General features: G+C 67.1%; 17 protein-coding genes. 1 reads left to right on the top strand and 16 read right to left on the bottom strand.

Features of this window, described 5'->3' with window-relative positions; translation table 11 throughout:
• Nucleotides 1-2: 2 nt before the first annotated feature.
• From bamB to VWP12_RS03035, 11 genes are all read right to left on the bottom strand, one after another.
• Nucleotides 3-1,154, bottom strand: a complete 1,152-nt coding sequence (gene bamB / locus VWP12_RS03085) for an outer membrane protein assembly factor BamB (protein ID WP_410474563.1) — start codon at nucleotides 1,152-1,154, stop codon at nucleotides 3-5.
• On the bottom strand, nucleotides 1,151-1,774 hold the full coding sequence (locus VWP12_RS03080; RefSeq protein WP_410474562.1) for a YfgM family protein: 624 nt from the start codon (nucleotides 1,772-1,774) through the stop codon (nucleotides 1,151-1,153). The genes bamB and VWP12_RS03080 overlap by 4 nt, the downstream gene beginning before the upstream one ends.
• Nucleotides 1,775-1,792: 18 nt before the next feature.
• Nucleotides 1,793-3,043: a histidine--tRNA ligase gene (gene hisS / locus VWP12_RS03075; RefSeq protein ID WP_410474561.1), complete on the bottom strand. Its 1,251-nt coding sequence runs from the start codon at nucleotides 3,041-3,043 to the stop codon at nucleotides 1,793-1,795.
• 12 nt (nucleotides 3,044-3,055) lie between these two features.
• Entirely contained in the window at nucleotides 3,056-4,177 is a 1,122-nt protein-coding gene (gene ispG, locus VWP12_RS03070) for a flavodoxin-dependent (E)-4-hydroxy-3-methylbut-2-enyl-diphosphate synthase (protein ID WP_410474560.1), read from the bottom strand.
• Nucleotides 4,174-5,253, bottom strand: a complete 1,080-nt coding sequence (locus VWP12_RS03065) for a helix-turn-helix domain-containing protein (RefSeq protein WP_410474559.1) — start codon at nucleotides 5,251-5,253, stop codon at nucleotides 4,174-4,176. Before VWP12_RS03065 ends, ispG begins: the two co-directional genes overlap by 4 nt.
• Nucleotides 5,250-6,029 (bottom strand): type IV pilus biogenesis/stability protein PilW, encoded by a 780-nt coding sequence (pilW, locus tag VWP12_RS03060; RefSeq protein ID WP_410474558.1) that lies wholly within the window; start codon nucleotides 6,027-6,029, stop codon nucleotides 5,250-5,252. Before pilW ends, VWP12_RS03065 begins: the two co-directional genes overlap by 4 nt.
• Nucleotides 6,026-7,156, bottom strand: coding sequence for a 23S rRNA (adenine(2503)-C(2))-methyltransferase RlmN (gene rlmN, locus VWP12_RS03055; protein WP_125199088.1), 1,131 nt, complete (start codon nucleotides 7,154-7,156; stop codon nucleotides 6,026-6,028). The genes pilW and rlmN overlap by 4 nt, the downstream gene beginning before the upstream one ends.
• Nucleotides 7,157-7,197: 41 nt before the next feature.
• Nucleotides 7,198-7,623, bottom strand: a complete 426-nt coding sequence (gene ndk, locus VWP12_RS03050; protein WP_125199087.1) for a nucleoside-diphosphate kinase — start codon at nucleotides 7,621-7,623, stop codon at nucleotides 7,198-7,200.
• 447 nt (nucleotides 7,624-8,070) lie between these two features.
• Complete coding sequence (locus VWP12_RS03045) at nucleotides 8,071-8,571, bottom strand: Fe-S cluster assembly transcription factor (RefSeq protein ID WP_396580558.1); 501 nt, start codon at nucleotides 8,569-8,571, stop codon at nucleotides 8,071-8,073.
• Between the two features lie 126 nt (nucleotides 8,572-8,697).
• Nucleotides 8,698-9,510: a serine O-acetyltransferase gene (gene cysE / locus VWP12_RS03040; protein ID WP_410474557.1), complete on the bottom strand. Its 813-nt coding sequence runs from the start codon at nucleotides 9,508-9,510 to the stop codon at nucleotides 8,698-8,700.
• 23 nt (nucleotides 9,511-9,533) lie between these two features.
• Nucleotides 9,534-10,373, bottom strand: coding sequence for an RNA methyltransferase (locus VWP12_RS03035; RefSeq protein WP_410474556.1), 840 nt, complete (start codon nucleotides 10,371-10,373; stop codon nucleotides 9,534-9,536).
• 165 nt (nucleotides 10,374-10,538) lie between these two features.
• On the opposite strand from VWP12_RS03035, the gene VWP12_RS03030 reads away from it, so the two are divergent.
• The gene (locus VWP12_RS03030) at nucleotides 10,539-11,357 is read left to right on the top strand and encodes an inositol monophosphatase family protein (protein ID WP_240031451.1); all 819 of its coding nucleotides are present in this window, start codon (nucleotides 10,539-10,541) and stop codon (nucleotides 11,355-11,357) included.
• A 114-nt stretch (nucleotides 11,358-11,471) separates the two neighbouring features.
• On the opposite strand, the gene secF is transcribed toward VWP12_RS03030, so the two are convergent.
• The 5 genes from secF to queA all read right to left on the bottom strand — a co-directional run bounded on the left by secF (nucleotide 11,472) and on the right by queA (nucleotide 17,101).
• Nucleotides 11,472-12,413 carry a protein translocase subunit SecF gene (gene secF, locus VWP12_RS03025; RefSeq protein WP_125199084.1) on the bottom strand — a complete coding sequence of 314 codons (942 nt, stop codon included), beginning with the start codon at nucleotides 12,411-12,413 and terminating at the stop codon, nucleotides 11,472-11,474.
• Between the two features lie 40 nt (nucleotides 12,414-12,453).
• Nucleotides 12,454-14,319, bottom strand: a complete 1,866-nt coding sequence (gene secD, locus VWP12_RS03020; RefSeq protein ID WP_410474555.1) for a protein translocase subunit SecD — start codon at nucleotides 14,317-14,319, stop codon at nucleotides 12,454-12,456.
• A gap of 125 nt (nucleotides 14,320-14,444) precedes the next feature.
• Entirely contained in the window at nucleotides 14,445-14,780 is a 336-nt protein-coding gene (gene yajC / locus VWP12_RS03015) for a preprotein translocase subunit YajC (RefSeq protein WP_125199082.1), read from the bottom strand.
• 99 nt (nucleotides 14,781-14,879) lie between these two features.
• On the bottom strand, nucleotides 14,880-16,025 hold the full coding sequence (gene tgt, locus VWP12_RS03010; protein ID WP_410474554.1) for a tRNA guanosine(34) transglycosylase Tgt: 1,146 nt from the start codon (nucleotides 16,023-16,025) through the stop codon (nucleotides 14,880-14,882).
• The gene (gene queA / locus VWP12_RS03005) at nucleotides 16,022-17,101 is read right to left on the bottom strand and encodes a tRNA preQ1(34) S-adenosylmethionine ribosyltransferase-isomerase QueA (RefSeq protein WP_410474553.1); all 1,080 of its coding nucleotides are present in this window, start codon (nucleotides 17,099-17,101) and stop codon (nucleotides 16,022-16,024) included. Before queA ends, tgt begins: the two co-directional genes overlap by 4 nt.
• Nucleotides 17,102-17,412 lie beyond the last annotated feature (311 nt).

The following is a 17,412-nucleotide window of genomic DNA, read 5'->3' as shown; positions in this document are numbered from 1 at the left end:
AATTAGTCAAGCGAGAACGCCCGCAGTTTGCCGTCGCGGGTAACCGCCAGGCCCTGGCCGTCGACCTGCTGGATCGGGTCGATCAACGGATCGCCCCAATCGGCCCGGCCGACCAGCGCGCCGCTAGTGGTCGAGAGCACGTGCACGTAGCCCTCACGATCACCGACGATCAGGTAACCGTTGATCAGGGCCGGACCGGTCAGGCCGCGGTGCTTGAGATCCGATTGCCGCCAGAGTGCATCGCCGCTGCGGCGATCGATGGCCCAGATCACGCCGTCGGCGTCGCTCAGGTAGAGTGCGCGACCGCCGGCAGCGATGTTGTTGGTGTTGGAGAAGTCGCGTGACCACAGCTCGCGGCCACCCTGGGCGGCCATGGCGGCCAGCTTGCCCTGGTACGTCGCGGCGTAGAAGACGCCATCGGCGAACACCGGTGTGGCATCGACGTCGACCATGCGATCGACGTCGGTGCGCCCGGTCGGCAGCGCCACGGCCTGGCTCCACAGCTCACGGCCATCCTCGCGGGCGAAAACGGCGATCGTGCCGTCATCGAAACCGGCGGCCAGGGCGTCGGGGAACATCAGCACGCGGCCCTGCCCCTGCAGGGTCAGGGCAGGCGGATTCTTCGACTGGCGCCAGCGCACATCTCCACTCTCGGCGTCCAGCACGGCCAGCGTGCCGTCACGGCCACGCACGGCCACGTCACCGAAGCCGACCGACGGCGCGGCATCCACGGAGCTGCGGATCGAGGCATCCCAGCGGCGCTCGCCACTGTCGGCGGCCAGCGCGAAGACACGACCGTCCTCGCTGCCGAAGACGACGATTCCTTCGCCAGCCCCACCACCGACACTCAGATCGGCATCGAGATCGACCGACCACAGCCGCTTGCCCGACTCGAGATCGTAGGCGAACACGTCGCCCTTCGGGCCGGCCACGAAGACACGGCCCTCGTCCTCGACCGGCGCGATGGCGGTCAGGTGATTCTCCTGATCGCCGCCGGAGGAGGCACTCCAGGCGACCTGGGGCGGGTTCTCGTTCTCGATTTCCTGCAGCGGCGTGGGCTTGACCAGCTCGCGCGGTGCCGAGCAACCGGCCAGAGCGATGACAAGACCGGCGACCAGCGGCAGGGTCCAACGGTTGTATTGCGTGGTGATCATGACGCCTCCTCTACATTCGCCGGCAGGCTGTCGAGCTTCATCTGCAGCAGGCCATTGGCGGCATCCGACTCGACGGCGGTTGCGTAGGCCTCGCGGGCGGCGATCAAGTCGCCGCGCTCGGCGAGGATGTCGCCGCGCAGTTCGGCGAACAGCCCGTCGAACCCGGCCGGCGGATTGGCCAGTCGCTCGAGCGCAGCGTCATGCTCGTCCTGAGCCCAGAGCACGCGGGCGAGCCGCAGGTCGACCGTCGCGACCAGCTGGGCCCGATCGGCGCTCTCGCGTGCCCGCTCGAGATAGGACGTGGCCGTTTCGAGGTCGTTGTTCTCGACGGCAGCACCGGCGCCGATCAGCCAAGCCAGCGAGGTGTAGCTGGTGCCGTCGTGACTGGTGGCAACTTCACGCGCCCGCTCGACCACGTCACCGTCACCGCTTGCCGCCATCTGCTCGAGATTGGCAAAAGCCGCGGAGGCCGAGGCGACGCGGTTGTCCTGCCAGCCCTGCCAGCCCTGCCAGCCAACCAGGCCGGCAATACCCAGCACGACCCCGGCGATCACCGTCTTGCCGTGCTCCGACCACCAATCGCGGATGCGTTCAATCTGTTCTTCGTCTGAGGCGACCATAGGGGTTCCCGAAATACGTTAGTTAGTGGCCAGGAGGCCGTCGAGGGCGTCCGCGGCGACGGTCTGCTGCTCGCCGTCGCCGCGCAGCGGCTTGACCGAGATCTGCTCGCCGGCCTCGTCCTCGACGATCAGCGCGGTCGCGGCGCCACTGCGATCCGCGCGCTTGAACTGTGCCTTGAGGCTGCCGCCGTCGAGATTACACTGCACCCGTCGGCCAACCAAGGTGCGACGCAGCCGGTCGGCAAGCCGCAGCCCCGCCCCCTGGCGGGCCACTTCCGGCACGATCACGTAGATGTCGGCCCGACCGGCATCCGCCGGCGTCTCGGCCAGCGACAGCAGTCGCTCGATGCCGATGGCAAACCCAGCCGCCGGGGTGGCCCGGCCGCCGAGCTGTTCCACCAGCCCGTCGTAGCGCCCGCCGGCGCAGATGGTGCCCTGGGCGCCAAGCGACTCGGTCACCCACTCGAACACCAGCTTGTTGTAGTAGTCCAGCCCGCGCACCAGTCGCGAGTTGACCCGATACTCGATGCCCAGCGCGTCGAGAAGCTCGCAGGTCCGCTGGAAATCGGCGGCTGAATCCTCGTCGAGATAGTCGGCCAGCTTCGGGGCCGCCTCGAGAATCTCCTGGATCGCCGGGTTCTTGCTGTCGAGCACCCGCAGCGGGTTCTCGTGCAGGCGTCGGCGTGCCTCCTCGTCGAGCTGATCGGCGTGACCCTCGAGGTACTCGACCAGCACCTCGCGGTGGCGGGCCCGGGCCTCCGGCTGGCCGAGGGTATTGATCTCCAGGCGCACGTCCTGAATGCCGAGCCGTTCCCACAGCGAGGCGGCCATCTGGATCAGCTCGACCTCGAGTTCCGGGCCAGCCACACCAAAGGTCTCGACACCGAACTGGTGGAACTGGCGATAGCGGCCCTTCTGCGGGCGCTCGTGGCGAAACATTGGCCCGGTGTACCAGAGGCGACGCTGCTGGTTGTGGATGATGCCGTGCTGCAGGCAGGCACGCACGCAGCCGGCCGTGCCCTCGGGGCGCAGGGTGAGCGAATCGCCGTTGCGGTCGTCGAAGGTATACATCTCCTTCTCGACGATGTCGGTCACCTCGCCGATCGACCGGGCAAACAGCGCGGTCTGCTCGACGATGGGCATGCGGATCTCTTCGTAACCGAAGGCCGCGGCGGTCTCGCGCAGCGTCGTCTCCAGTCGTTGCCAGGCGGGGGTGTCGTCGGGCAGCACGTCGTGCATGCCCCGGATGCTCTTGGGCGTCTTGCTCATCGTGGGATCAGGTTATCGGTCATCGCTGGAATCGTGGGCTGCCTCATGGGCGGCCTTGTCCCGGGCAACGCGCTCGCGAATGGTGTGTTCGATCTGGTCGACCAACTCTTCCTCGGTCAGCTTGCGCGAGGGCTTGCCGTCGACGTAGAGGAGATTGGGCTGGCCTCCGGTCAGGCCGATGGACGCCTCGCGGGCCTCGCCGGGCCCGTTGACCACGCAGCCGATCACGGCGACGTCCATCGGCAGGTCGATGTCCTCGATGCGCTCTTCCAGGGCGTTGACGGTCTTGATCACGTCGAACTCCTGGCGGGCGCAGGACGGGCAGGCGATCAAGTTGACGCCGCGGCTGCGCAGTTTCAGCGACTTGAGGATGTCCCAGCCGACCTTGACCTCCTCGACCGGGTCGGCGGCCAGCGACACGCGCAGGGTGTCACCGATGCCCTCGGCCAGCAGCATGCCCAGGCCAACGGCCGACTTGACCGCCCCGGCGCGCGGGCCGCCCGCCTCGGTGATGCCGAGATGCAGCGGCTGCTCGATCTGGTCGGCCAGCTTGCGGTAGGCGCCCAGCGTCATCCAGACGTCGGAGGCCTTCAGCGAGACCTTGAATTCGGGGTAGTCGAGCCGGTCGAGGATGTCGATGTGCCGCAGGGCGGACTCGACCAGCGCGTCCGGCGTGGGCTCGCCGTACTTCTGCTGCAGGTCCTTTTCGAGCGAACCGGCATTGACGCCGATGCGCAGCGGGATACCGTGGTCACGCGCCGAATCGATCACCTGGCGCACACGATCCTCGCGGCCGATATTGCCCGGGTTGATGCGCAGGCAGTCGGCGCCGAGATCGGCGACGCGCAGGGCGATGCGATAGTCGAAGTGGATGTCGGTGATCAGCGGGATGGAGACCCGCTGCTTGATCTTGCCGAAGGCCTCAGCCGCATCCATGTTGGGCACGGAAACGCGCACGAGGTCTGCACCCGCGGCGGCGAGGCGTTCGATCTGCGCGACCGTCGCCTCGACATCGCAGGTGTCGGTGTTGGTCATCGACTGGACGGAGATAGGCGCATCGCCCCCCACGCCCACGGACCCGACCTGGATCCGACGGGACAGGCGACGCGTCACCGGAACCGGTTGAAAACTCATGAATTCCCCACGGTGGTTCGCAGCACGCCGGTATCCCCGCTCGACTCACCCAGTTCCACCGGCTCGCCCTGGTATTCGACCTCGAGCCCCTCGGGCTGCCCCAATACCAGCGAGAACGGCCCGGTGGCATCGGCAAACTCGCGTTCCTCGCCGGCGGCCAGCACGTCGTACATCAACCGCTCGCCATTGCCGTCGCGCACCTCGACCCAGCTGTCGGCCCCCGTGGCACGCAGCAGCAGGGCCGGCGGCTTGTCGGCGGCCGACGACGTTGATTCATCGGCGTTGGATTCGTTCTCGCCCTCACCGACGGTTGGGCCGGACCCGCTCTCGACGGGCTCCCGCTCTTCGGTCGTGGCACCGATCGCAGCCAGACGCTCTGCGGGCAGTGCCAGCGAGATGCCCTCGGCCGCCCCCGCGCTAGTCTCGTCAGCCGCACCCTCGGTCGACGAAGGGGCCTCGGTCGGCGGTGCCGGGGGCTCGTCGAGCGCCCCTTCAATGGCGGGACGCTCGTCCCCCGAACGCTCCTCGTCCACGGGCACCGAGTCCGAGTTGGTCGAAGGCTCGGTCGTCTCACCCTGCAAGTCGGACCACCATGCCTGCACGCGATCGGCGTCCAGGCGAGAGAGGGCGAGCACCACAATCGCAATCACGATCAGGATACCGAGCCACCCCAGCAAGCGGCGACCAGAGCCGCCACCGCGGGGCTCCATGACATCCAGTGTGGGGTGAATGCCACCCTGCACCGCGCCGTTGTCCGGGGCCCGCTGGGCGTTGTACTGCGCGATCAGCTCATCGCCGTCGAGGCCCAGTTGTCCGGCCCAGGCGCGCAGGTAGGCAAGGATGTATGGACGGCCTGGCACAGCATCGAGCTCGTCGCGCTCGATGCACTCGATCACCTTCAGATCAAGGTTGAGCGGCTGGGCCAGGTCGGCGGCGCTCAGACCGGCGGCTTCGCGGCCGCCCCGGATCCTTTCGCCGACGCTGGGGCCGGCTGCCTCCTGCCCAAGGGTGATCGCCTCGCCCGGCTCGCGGGCCGTTGCTCCGACCGCGGGCTCACGCCGCTCCTGCTCGCTCATCGACTGCCTCCCTGTTCCAGTGCCTGGGCCTCCGGCGAGTCCGGGAATCGGCCACGCAGGATCAGGCGGTGGTTCTTCAATGCCTGCTCGTCACCCACCGCGCGGTCGATCGCAATCGCAATCCCCAGCGACCGCGAGGTGTGCCGATGACGCGATTCGTATCGCCGCATCGCCTCGGCTGCCTCGTCCGCCTCGCCGGTTTCCAGCAACGCCTGAGCGACACCCAGCAGCGCGCCCGGCTGGCGCGCGCCCTCGTCCAGCGCCCGGCGGAACTGGGCCAGGGCCTGGGCCTGATCGCCGGCCTGCTGGTAGCAGCGACCGGAATTGACCAAGGCGTACTCGGGGGTCTCGTAGAGGGGATCGCTGTAGGCGCGGCGGAACATCGCCTGGGCGCGCTCGTAATCGCCCTGCGAGCAGAGAAAACCGCCGTAGTTGTTGGCCATGTCCGAATTCTCGCCATCGAGACGCACGGCACGGGCAAAGGCATCGCCAGCCTTCTCGTCCTCACCCAGGCGCTGGAGCAACAGGGCGTGGACGTGGTGGGCCGGGGCGTAGCCACTGTCGAACCGGATCGCGCGCCGGATCTTCTCCATGGCGACCTTGAGCTCGCCCTCGCGCATGTAGCCGGCGGCCAGCTCGGTGTTGATCTCGGCGGCCTGGCGATTCTCGCCGACGTGGCGCTCGATCGAGCCACGGTCGCCCTCCAGGCCGGTCGTCGCGCAGCCGGTCAAACCGAGCAGGACCAGTGCGCACAGGGTCAGGAGACGGTGTGTCATCGAGTCACCTCCACGACGCCCTGGCCGAGGCCCATCTGCGCCAGGCGATCCTGCCGCCGCGAGCGATCGGCCACCTTGCCCGCGAGCTGGCCGCAGGCGGCATCGATGTCGTCGCCGCGCGTCTTGCGCGGCACGGTGTTGATTCCCACGGCCTTGAGCCGCGCCCGGAACCGCTCGATGCGGTTGCGCGAGGAGCGCTCGTAGCCGGAGCCCTCGAAGGGGTTGAACGGAATCAGGTTGATCTTGACCGCCTCCTTGCGCGGGCCGAGCAGCTCGATCAGCTCATCGGCATGCTCGGGGGTGTCGTTGACGCCCTGGATCATCACGTACTCGTAGATGATCGCGCCGTGGGGCACGACTTCGGCGTAGCGATCGCAGGCGGCCATCAGCTGGTCGAGCGGGTACTTCTCGTTGATCGGCACCAGCTCGTTGCGCAACGCGTCGTTGGGCGCGTGCAAGGAGATCGCCAGCGAGATCGGCAGGCGCTCGCCCAGCCGGTCGATCGCCGGGACGATGCCGGAGGTCGAGATGGTCACCCGGCGCTTGGACAAACCGTAGGCGTGATCGTCGAGCATCAGCTCGGCGGCATCGACCACCGCCTGCTCGTTCAAGAGCGGCTCGCCCATGCCCATGAAGACCACGTTGCTGATCGCCTTGCCGGTCGGCAAGCGACGTTCGATCAATCGTTCGGCCAGCCAGAGCTGACCGACGATCTCCGCGGTCGACAGGTTGCGATTGAAGCCCTGGCGGCCGGTCGAACAGAAGGTACAGGTGAGCGAACAGCCCACCTGCGAGGAAATACAGAGGGTCGCGCGGTCGTCCTCGGGGATGTAGACCATCTCCACGGAGTTGCCGCCGCCCGTATCGACGAGAAACTTGCGCGTCCCGTCCTTCGATTCCTGGTCGAGCAGGATCTCGGGGGCCTGGATGCAGGCGATCTCCTTGAGCTTTTCGCGCAGGCTCTTGGCGAGATCGGTCATCGCGTCGAAGTCCTCGACCCGGCGCTGGTGCACCCACTTGAGCACCTGGTTGGCACGGAAGGGCTTCTCACCCATCTCCGCGAACCAGGCACGCAGGCGGCTGGGCGCCAAGCCCAGCAGGTTGATGCGTTCGTCGGTCGAAGTCATTCAGGCCACCCGTATGTCGACCCGAAAAGGTGCCAGCGGTCTTAGCGGCTGGTCAACTCGTCGGGCTTGAAGAAGAAATCGATCTCGGTGCGAGCGTTCTCGGCGCTGTCCGAACCGTGGACCGCGTTGGCGTCGATCGACTCGGCGAAGTCGGCGCGGATGGTGCCCGGCTCGGCTTCCTTCGGGTTGGTCGCGCCCATCAGATCACGGTTCTTGACAATGGCATCCTCGCCCTCGAGCACCTGGACGAAGACCGGGCCGGAGATCATGAAGCCGACCAGTTCACCGAAGAACGGGCGCTCCTTGTGGACCGCGTAGAAGCCTTCGGCCTGCTCGCGGGTCAGTTGCAGCATGCGCGCACCGACCACCGACAGACCGGCGTCTTCGAAGCGCGAGATGATCTGGCCGATCACGTTCTTGGCAACGGCGTCGGGCTTGATGATCGAAAGGGTGCGTTCTACGGCCATGAAATTATCTCCTGATCGGGCGGGATCAATCCGCCCCGGTGAAACGTGAAAAAGAAAACGGAAACAGGAAGCTGTCGCTCACCGGAGGCGAGCGACAGCAAAGCGCGATAGTTTAAGGAACCTCTGCACGAATAGCCAATGCCTCTGGCTTACCGGCTTGTTCGCTATCAAGGCGCCGATTCGAAGTCGGGCTCGTTGCCCGCCGAGAATCGGCAACACCGAGGGCGGGCAAGCCGGCAAGTCCCGGAGGGCGGGCGCCAGGCACCCACCTGCGGTGTTGCAGCGCTTGCCAATGACTACGGCCATTGAGCGGCGCGCTACGCCTTGCATCTGGGCACCTGGCGACCCGCAGAGGCGTTGGCTATTCGTGCAGAGGTTCCTTGACGATTCACCGGAAAACAATCCATGCGCGCGCGATGCCGCCCGCGTCAGATCGGGTGCAGAGGATCAGGGGCCGATGCCCCGCATGCCGGCCGCGACGGCCTCGGAACGCTCGTCGCGCGTCTGCTGCAGCTGATCATCCTGGCGAGCGGAGACGTCGAGCACGTCGGGCTGCTCCACCAGGTCGGCCAGCGAAATGGATTCGAGGAACCCCTGGATCTGGGCCGACAGCCCCATCCACAGGTCATGAGCAAGGCACTTGCCGCCATCCTGGCAGTTGCCGCGGCCACCGCAGCGGGTGACGTCGACCACCTCGTCGACCGCGTGGACGATCTCGGCGATGTTGATCCGCGCCGGCTCACGCGCCAGCTGGTAGCCTCCGCCCGGCCCGCGCACGCTGCTGACCAGTTGCCCGCGACGCAATTGGGCGAACAACTGCTCGAGGTAGGAGAGCGACAATGACTGTCGTTCCGCGATGTCGGCCAGTGCCGTCGGCTGGCCGCGGTCATGGATGGCCAGGTCCAGCATGGCCGTGACGGCGTAGCGGCCCTTGGTCGTCAGCCTCATTGCAAACCTCCCGGCAGCCCCTGTCGGGGCCGCCCAAACGGGTCAATCCCGAGCGGGATTCTCGGGGATAGTCGCCCCATCATAGTCCGGCGACACCACGCTGTACATGGGCGGACGCCGCCCGGATCAGTCGCGCCGATCCGAGATCTCGTCGACCGGCTCGTCGCGACCGCAATTGACCAGCCCGTCTTCCTCGTCGAGGTGGCAGCCATCCAGGCTGGGACGACTCGGTCGGGAGACATCCACCCCCAGCGAGCGCAGGGCGTCGGCCATCTCGTCGAGCTGGCCGTCGACCGTCTGGACGTGGTCCAAAAGGCGATCGACCACCGTCGCCACCGGATCAGGCATGTCGCGGGCCACCCCGTAGGCATCGAACCCCAGGCGCTGGGCCACGCGACGCTTGGTCTCGTTCTGCTCGGCGCGCTGCTCGACCATGCGCGCGGGGATGCCCACCAGGGTCGCGCCGTCGGGCGCATCCCTGAGCACCACGGCGTTCGAGCCGACCCGCACGCCCTCGCCGAGGGTGATCGGCCCGAGGATCTTCGCCCCGGCCCCGACCACCACGCCGGCGCCCAGCGTCGGGTGACGCTTGCCCTCCCGCCAGGTCGTCCCGCCCAGCGTTACGCCGTGATACAGGGTGCAGTCGTCACCAATCTCGGCGGTCTCGCCGATCACCACACCCATGCCGTGGTCGATGAAGAAGCGCCGTCCGATCTCGGCACCGGGATGGATCTCGATCCCGGTCAGCCAGCGGCTGACGTTGGATATCAGCCGGGCGAGCAGGCGCCAGTTGCGCCGCCAGAGGGCGTGGGCGACGCGATGCCACCAGACGGCGTGCAGACCCGGGTAGGTCAGCGCGATCTCCCAGCGGCTGCGCGCGGCCGGGTCGCGGTCGAACACGCTGTCGACGTCATCGAGAATCGTTTTCCACCAACCCATGCACTTGCTCCGCAATCTATCGATCAATCCGTCCCGCCACGCCGCTCCCGGGAAAGCGCGGTCAGCATGCCCTGCAGGATCTGCAGTTCGTCGCGGCGCGGCGCGGCCCGGTTGAGCATCACGCGCAGGCGCTGCATCAGGCGACGGGCGTGTCGCTCGGTCTCCGCCACGCCATCGCCGGGGAAGTAGTCGCGCTCGGCCAGCGCCGCCTCGAGACGAGCGCAGAGTGTAGCAAGCTCGGCCTTGCGGGCCGGCGGCTCGCCGCCGGACTCCAGCGGTTCCGGCTGGCGCGAGGCGTGGAACAGCTCGTAGGCCACCAGCTGGACCGCCTGGGCAAGGTTGAGCACGGGGTAGTCGGGATTGGCGTGCAGCGCAAGCAGATGATCCGCCACGCCCAACTCCTCGTTGGTCAGCCCGGTGCGTTCGGCGCCGAACAGGATGCTGACCCGGCCGGGGGAGTCGGTCGGCAGCAAGCTGACCTGCCGCATGACCTCGGCCGCCGCCGCCCGTCCGTCGAGCAAGGGCAGGGCCAAGCTGCGCGTCCGCGCCGTGGTCGCCCACACGGCCACCGAGTCGGCGACCGCCTCGTCGACCGACTCGACCACCCGCGCGACATTCAGCAGGTCGGCAGCGTGCGTTGCCACCGCGCGGGCCTTGTCGTCAATTGCCGCCCGATCAACTCGGGGCGCGACCAGCACCAGCCGCGAGAGGCCCATGGTCTTCATCGCCCGCGCGGCGGCGCCGATGTTCTCGGCCATCGATGTCTGGCAAAGCACGATCTCGATCCGCGCAAGGGCCTGAGTGGAGCCGGTGGCGGCGGATGGGCTGGTGACGGAAGAGGAGGAATGCGGCATGGCTGACATAGGGGCGTTTACGCGTATAATTCCGGATCCGAGGAACGGGGCACATCAGCGCCCCGACCGGGCATCACGGTCCGATCGACCGGCCCGGACGCGCCTCTGGCAGCGGGCAAACCGCGTGTCACGGCACGTCATCCACCATTCGCTCGTCGAGCCGACCAGACCATTATGCCGCACCCCATGCTCAATATCGCCGTGCGCGCCGCCCGCGCCGCCGGCAGTGTCATCTCCCGCAGTCGTGATCGCGTCAACGATCTCACCATCGAGTCGAAAAAGCGCAACGACTTCGTCAGCGAGGTCGATCACCAGGCCGAGGCGGCGATCATCGACACCCTGCTGCGCGCCTACCCCGACCACGGCATCCTCGCCGAGGAGTCCGGCGCCGCCGGGCAGGATGGCGCCGAATTTCGATGGATCATCGATCCGCTCGACGGCACGACCAACTTCCTGCACGGCATCGGCCACTACGCGGTGTCCATCGCGCTGGAACGCCAGGGCCGACTGGAACTGGGCGTGATCTACAACCCGGTCAACCAGGAGCTGTTCACCGCCGAGCGCGGCGGCGGTGCCTTCCTCGACAACCGCCGCATCCGCGTCGCCCCGCGCAAGGGGCTGGACGGCGCGTTACTGGGAACCGGCATCCCGTTTCGCGACGACCAGAACCTCGAGCGCTATATCGCGACCCTGCGGGCGCTGCACGGCCCGATCGCCGGCATCCGCCGTCCCGGTTCGGCCGCGCTGGACCTGGCCTACGTGGCCGCGGGCCGTTTCGACGGCTTCTGGGAATTCGGCCTCAAGCCCTGGGACATGGCGGCCGGCGTGCTGTTGGTCCGCGAGGCCGGCGGTGTGGTGATCGACAACCAGGGCGGCGACGACTATCTCGGCAGTGGCAACGTCATCTGCGCCAACCCCAAGCTGGTCCACGCCATGCTGCAGGCGATCAGCAAGGGCGAAAAGGCATGGCGCTCGGTGTCCCGCCCCGAATAACGCGCCGCGACAACCCCGGACACGAAAAAGCCCGCATTCAATGCGGGCTTTCTTCTTTCCGGCATCCGCCCGGTAACGAGATCGGGCAGGGTTGCCGGGACGGCCGGTCAGCGATCAGGGCGCGCTGTCCTCGGCCTGCTTGAGCCGCTCCTTGTCATCGATCTTGAGCAGGTCCTGACGCTTTAGCCCCATATCCAGCGACACCGCCGAGGCGACGTAGATCGAGGAGAACGTACCGATCGCGATACCCAGCAGCAGGGTCAGCGAGAAGCCGTAAAGCGCCTCGCCGCCGAAGACGAACAGCGCCAACGCGGTGAGGAAGGTGGTGCCCGACGTGATGACCGTGCGCGACATGGTCTGGTTGACCGAGGCGTTCATCACTTCCTTCTCGGTGCCCTTGCGCATCTTCTGGAAGTTCTCGCGGATACGGTCGAACACCACGATGGTGTCGTTGATCGAGTAACCCGCCAGCGCCAGGAAGGCGGCCAGCACGGTCAGGTCGAAGCGCAGCCCCAGCAGGCTGACGATGCCCAGCACCACCACCAGGTCGTGCGCCAACGCCAGGATCGCGCCGCCGGCCAGGCGCACCTGGAAGCGAAAGCCCACGTAGACGAGGATGCCGGCCAGCACCACCAGGAGCGCGAGCCCGCCGGCATTGAACAGCTCCTTGCCCACGGCCGGGCCGACGTACTCGACCCGGCGCATCTCCACGTCGTCGGTCTCGGACTGCATTGCAATCAGCAGCTCGTCCGCCAGCCGGCCGTGACTGTCGTCGGTCGGCGGCAGGCGGATCATCACCGACTCCGACGAGCCGAACAGCTGCGCGACGGCCTGGTCGAAGCCCTGGGCATCGAGCGTTTCACGCACGGCATCGATGTCCGCCCCACCGGGGTAGCCCAGCTCGATCACCACCCCGCCGGTAAAGTCCAGGCCCAGGTTGAGCCCCTTGGTCGCCAGCGAACCCACCGCGACCAGCAGCAGGGCCGCCGACAGGGCGTAGGCGAAATAGCGCTTGCCGAAGAAGTCGAATCGCGCGTCGGCTGGAAATACGTTCATGGTGTCACTCGTCTGATTCGATTGTCGGCACCTGGCCGGCTCAGATGGAAAGTCCCTTCAGGCGCGCCTGGCGGCCGTAGACCAGATTGGCCAGTGCGCGCGACAGCATCACCGCGGTGAACACCGAGGCGAGGATGCCGATCGACAGCGTCACGGCGAAGCCCTTGACCGGCCCAGTGCCGAAGGCAAACAGCGCGAGGGCCGCCAGCAGGGTGGTGATGTTCGCGTCCAGGATGGTGCCGAAGGCCCGCTCGTAGCCGGCCTTCATCGCCGCGTGCGGCGTCATGCCGTTCCTGAGCTCTTCGCGGATGCGCTCGAAGATCAGCACGTTGGCATCCACCGCCATGCCCACGGTCAGCACGATCCCGGCAATGCCCGGCAGGGTCAGGGTCGCCTGCAGCATCGAGAGTACCGCGACGATCAGGATCAGGTTGGTCACCAGCGCGACCACGGCAATCACGCCGAACACGCGGTAGTAGATCATCATGAAGATCGAGACCAGCACGAAGCCCAGGATGGCGGCGTTCACGCCGGCCTGGATGTTCTCGGCGCCCAGGCTCGGGCCGACGGTGCGCTCCTCGACGATATCCATTGGGGCACGCAGGGCGCCGGCACGCAGCAGCAGCGAGAGGTCGCGCGCCTCCTGCGAGGAGTCGAGCCCGGTGATCTGGAAGCGGTTGGCCAGCTGGTCACGAATCGTGGCGACGTTGATCACCTCTTCGACCAGTTTCTTCTCCTCGCTCAGCTTGCCGTCCTCGTCGACCTTGGTGTCGATGCGGTTCTCGATGAACACCACGCCCATCTGTTGACCGATGTTGTCGCCGGTGATGTCGGCCATGCGGCGCGCGCCCTGGCTGTCGAGATTGACGAACACCGCCGGCGAGCCGGAGTCCTGATCGAAGCCCGAGGACGCCCCGGTGACGCGGTCGCCCGTGACGATCACCTGGCGCTTCAAGAGCACCGGGCCACCGTCGCGGCGCTTATAGAGTCGCGCCTGCGGCGGCACGCTACCGGACTCGTCGGCGTCGACCCAGTCAGCCGGCGAGCCGTGGACCAGGCGGAATTCCAGCGTGGCCGTCGCGCCGAGGATTTCCTTGGCGCGCACGGTGTCCTGGATGCCCGGCAGCTCCACCACGATGCGGCTGTCGCCCTGCTGCTGGATCAGCGGCTCGGCCACGCCCAGCTCGTTGACGCGATTGCGCAGGGTGGTGATGTTCTGCTCGAGGGCGGCGCGGCGCTCGGTCTCGACACCCTCCTCGGTCATCGTCGCCGTCAGGTACGGCTCGCCGTCGATCTCGGCTGAATCGAACTCGAGATCCTCGTAGTCGGCCGTCAACTGTTCGATGGCCTGGTCGCGGGACTCGGCATCACGGAAACGCACCTGGATGCGCTGCTCGTCGGTGACCTCGGCGGAGACATAACGCAGGCGTTCGCCGCGCAGGTCGGCACGCATGCCATCGACACGACGGTCCAGCGCGGTATTGACCGCCGCACCCATGTCCACCTGCATCAGGAAGTGGACACCACCACGCAGGTCCAGGCCCAGGTACATCGGCAAGGCGCCGAGGTCGGTCAGCCAGGTTGGCGCGGCCGGCGCGAGATTGAGGGCAACGGGGTAATCACCACCGAGGGCGGCACGCACCACGTCGACCGCCTCGAGCTGATCGTCCGTGGAGTTGAACCGGATCAGACCGGAGTCGTCCTGCAAATCGGCACGGCTGTACTCGATGCCGGCCGCCCGCAGGGCACTCTGCGCCTCGGACAGGGCAGCCTGTTCCATGCCGCCGTCGCGCTTGGAGATCTGCAGGGCCGGCTCTTCGCCGAAGAAGTTCGGCAGGGCATAGAACAACCCCACCAGCACGACAACGACGACGATCAGATTCTTCCACAGGGGATAGCGGTTCATCTTCTAGGCCTTCGCGAGGAAAGGCGCCCCGTGGACCGGGACGCGGCCCGCCGACACGCATCCCTGGCCGGCGGGCGGATAAAACGAGAGGGCCCGCCGTGGCGAGCCCTGGGGAATGGCGAGGATCAGGCCTCGCGTGCGTCCTTGATGGTGCCCTTGGGCATGACCGTGGTCACGGCGAATCGCTGCACGACCACGTTGGTCCCGTCGGCGATCTCCAGCACCAGGAGGGTGTCGCCCAGGTTAACCACCCGGCCCAGCAGGCCACCGGAGGTGGCGACTTCGTCACCCTTCTCGATCGCCTCGACCAGCTTCTTGTGTTCCTTCTGACGCTTGATCTGCGGACGGATCAGCAGGAAGTACATGACGGCGAAGATGAGCAGCAGCGGCAGGAAGGTCGCCAGCAGGCTCGGCTCACCGGCCCCTTCCGCCTGGGCCATGGCATCGCTGATAAAGAACATCGTGGTTGGTGCTCCCGATTTATTCGTACGTGGTTATTTAAGACAGCCCCGGAGTATGCCACAAGCCCGGGGGATTACATTGTCCGCCCTAAATAACGACTAGACCCCGCGGTCGCGGTCGGAGTAAAAACGCGCCCGGAAGCCATCAAAGTCATCACCCTCGATCGCCGCGCGCATCTCGGCCATCAGCACCTGGTAGTAATGCAGGTTGTGGATGGTGCACAGCCGCGCCCCCAACACCTCGCGCGCCCGGTGCAGATGCTTGAGATAGGCCCGCGAGTAGTGCCGGCAGGTGTAGCAATCGCAATCTTCGTCGAGCGGCCGGATGTCGGTGGCGAAGCGGGCATTCTTCAGGCGCACGTCGCCGTAGCGGGTGAACAGGTGACCATTGCGCGCGTTACGCGTCGGCATGACGCAATCGAACATGTCCACGCCGCGGGCGACCGACTCGACCAGGTCCTCGGGCTTGCCCACGCCCATCAGATAGCGCGGCCGGTCAGCGGGCAATTCGGGCAGGGTGAACTCCAGCACCGCGTTGCGCTCCTCGAGCGGCTCGCCGACCGACAGGCCACCGACGGCATAGCCATCGAAGCCCAGGTCCACCAGGCCGGCGGCCGACTCGCGCCGCAGGGGCTCGTGCATACCACCCTGGACGATGCCGAACAGGGCACGATCCGAACCTTCCGGTCGGAGCGACTCGAAAGCCGTCTTCGAACGCGCCGCCCAACGCAGCGACAGGCGCATCGAGGCACCGGCCACCTCGGGCGTGGCCGGATAAGGCGTGCACTCGTCGAAGATCATCTGGATGTCCGAGCCCAGTTCGTGCTGCACCTGCATCGAGGATTCGGGGGTGAGCATCACGCGATCGCCGTTGACCGGCGAGGCAAAACGCACGCCTTCCTCGGTGATCTTGCGCATGTCGGCCAGCGAGAACACCTGAAAGCCGCCCGAATCGGTCAGGATCGGGCGCTCCCAGTGCATGAAATTGTGCAGATCACCGTGCAGGCGAATGATTTCCGTGCCCGGGCGCAGCATCAGGTGGAAGGTGTTGCCCAGCACGATCTGCGCGCCCAGGTCGATCAATTCTTCCGGGGTAACCGCCTTGACCGTGCCGTAGGTGCCCACCGGCATGAACGCCGGCGTGTCGATCACCCCGCGAGCGAAGCGGATCTGGCCCCGGCGCGGGCCGGCGAGGCGCTCGGCATCGTCCTTGGCGCGGGTGCAGTCATGCAGTTCGAATTTCATGCGATCTGTGCGCCCCCGACGTCGGCACTGGTCTCGATGAACATCGCATCACCAAAGGAATAGAAGCGATAGCCGTGCTCGATGGCCTCGTGATAGGCGGCCAGCACCCGCTCGCGCCCCGCGAACGCCGAGACCAGCATCAGCAGCGTCGAGCGCGGCAGATGGAAGTTGGTCAGCATCGCGTCGATGACGTGCAGCGGCTGGCCGGGATAGAGAAAGAGCTGGGTGTCACCCACAAAGGGACCGATCTCGCCGCGAGCGGCTTGCTCCGGGTGTGCGCGGGCGGCCGTCTCGATCGCACGGACCGCCGTGGTGCCGATCGCGATCACGCGATTGCCGCGCTGATGGGCCGCGGCGACCGCCTCGACCGTTGCCTGCGGCACCTCGGTCCATTCGCGATGCATCTCGTGGGCCTCGATGGTCTCGCTGCGCACCGGCTGGAAGGTGCCGGCACCCACGTGCAGGGTAACGAAGGCCGTCTCGACACCCTGGGCGCGCAGACGCTCGAGCAGCGCCTCGGTCAAATGCAGCCCGGCGGTAGGGGCAGCGACCGCCCCCTCGCGGCGGGCAAACACCGTCTGGTAATCGTGGCGATCCTGGTCGTCGTCCGGGCGCTCGATATAGGTGGGCAGCGGCATGTGGCCGTGCTCGTCCAGCCAGCCCAGCATGCCGTCCATGGGGCTGGAGGCGAGCAGATTCACCTCGAACAGCGCCCCGTCCCGACCAATCACCTCGAGTCGAGCACCGCCTTCCATGATCAACTCGGCGCCGACCCGTGGCGAGCGGCTGCTGCGCAGATGGCACAGGGCTCGGTCGGTATCAAGCAGGCGCTCGAGCAGAAACTCCACCTTGCCGCCGGAGACCTTGCGCCCGAAGGCACGAGCGGGAATCACGCGGGTATCGTTCAGGATCAGGAGGTCACCCGGCGCGATCAGGTCGGGAAGATCGCCGATTTGGCGATGATCGAACTCGCCCACCGCCGGCAACACCAGCAGGCGCGCCGATTCGCGCGGCTCGGCCGGGCGGGCGGCGATCCGTTCGGGGGGCAGGTGATAATCGAAGGCGTCGAGTTTCATGGCGGGCGCAGTCTACCCCGCCGCGCGGGGACAGGCCACCAGGAACATCGACCACGGCCGCCGCACGGCCACCAACGGTTACAGGGAGCACCCCGGGCAGGCGACACCAACCAAGCACGGTTACGAGTCACCACGGAGGGTGACGGGCAGGGATGCCGAAACACACACGCAAAAAAACACCCGATTCTGAGTCACTCAGAGGGTGGTTCTGGGTCGTCTGTCGCGAAAAAGGAGGAGGGCCTTCCTGGCCGGGAAGCGATCCTGCCCTGCGGCATGGATCCGGCGCGTTGTCCCTGCGCGGAATCGTGGGT

Origin of the sequence: Guyparkeria sp. TX1, assembly GCF_046523965.1 — a bacterium.
In the GTDB taxonomy this organism is placed as follows: domain Bacteria; phylum Pseudomonadota; class Gammaproteobacteria; order Halothiobacillales; family Halothiobacillaceae; genus Guyparkeria.
This window is presented reverse-complemented; position numbering and strand designations above follow the sequence as displayed.